Here is an 882-nt window from a genome sequence, read left to right as displayed (position 1 = left end):
CGGCGGCAAGCTGTTTACTGAGCCACGCCACGTTGACGTCGGCGAAAGCCTGTACCTGTTTCAGAACCGGCTCAGGCAGCTCGTCACGCTCGGCCGCCATGAAGCTGCTGAGGCACATCCGATTGTCACGCTCCAGCGACGCCCGGAAGATGCTTGGGTATCGCCGTAATGCGTCCCTGGCGTCCTGCGCATCGGTGGATATCGCCTCAAGATCGCGGGCGATATCCTCCTGGTAGCGACGCGCTACCGCCTCACCGAGCAACGCCTTATTAGCGAAATAATAGTTGATGCTGGCCGCCTTGATGCCGACCGTCGCGGCGAGGTCGCGGAAGTTGATGCCGCCATAGCCGCGCGTCATCGCCGCCTCACGTGCGGCCAGCAGGATCGCCTCCCGCGCATTCTCCTTCGTCGTTGCCGCCATCGTCACGCCTCCACCTGTCATATGCCAGACAGGGATTGACGAGGCAAGTTTTACGCTTCAGATAGATACCTGTCATCTGACAGGCAGGTGATGTGATTGATGATAGCGAGACTTCCCATGGCCGATAAGCTGGCGCTCTTCACCTCCCCTTCCGCTTTCCCCAATCCACAGCGGCTGCGCATCTTTATGCACGAAAAGGGTATCCCCGACCGGTTTGCCGAGACGGTGTACGACATGTCGCCTGTGGGTGAGCAGCGCGGGTGGCGACACTTGAAGATGAACCCGTGGGGCGAAACGCCGACGCTGGTGCTGGCGGATGGGTCGTTCTTGAGCGAGACGTCGGCTATCGCGCGCTACCTCGACGACAGCTTCGAAGGCCGCAAGATCATGGGCGAGACGCCGATCGAGCGCGGCCTCGACCAGATGTGGGACAACCGGGTCTGGGTCCACATCCTCTATCC

2 protein-coding genes are annotated in these 882 nt (G+C 61.1%); one reads left to right on the top strand and one right to left on the bottom strand.

Going from position 1 to position 882, the window contains the following annotated elements:
* A partial coding sequence (locus OXR00_RS19580; RefSeq protein ID WP_267389906.1) for a TetR/AcrR family transcriptional regulator occupies positions 1-421 on the bottom strand: 421 nt, incomplete at its 3' end.
* A gap of 117 nt (positions 422-538) precedes the next feature.
* Between OXR00_RS19580 and OXR00_RS19575 the strand changes: the two genes are divergently transcribed.
* A partial coding sequence (locus OXR00_RS19575) for a glutathione S-transferase N-terminal domain-containing protein (RefSeq protein ID WP_267389905.1) occupies positions 539-882 on the top strand: 344 nt, incomplete at its 3' end.

The sequence above is a fragment of the Sphingomonas sp. GC_Shp_3 genome (assembly GCF_026540945.1).
In the GTDB taxonomy this organism is placed as follows: domain Bacteria; phylum Pseudomonadota; class Alphaproteobacteria; order Sphingomonadales; family Sphingomonadaceae; genus Sphingomonas.
Note: the sequence above shows the minus strand (reverse complement) of the source record. Positions and strands in the feature narration are given on the sequence as shown.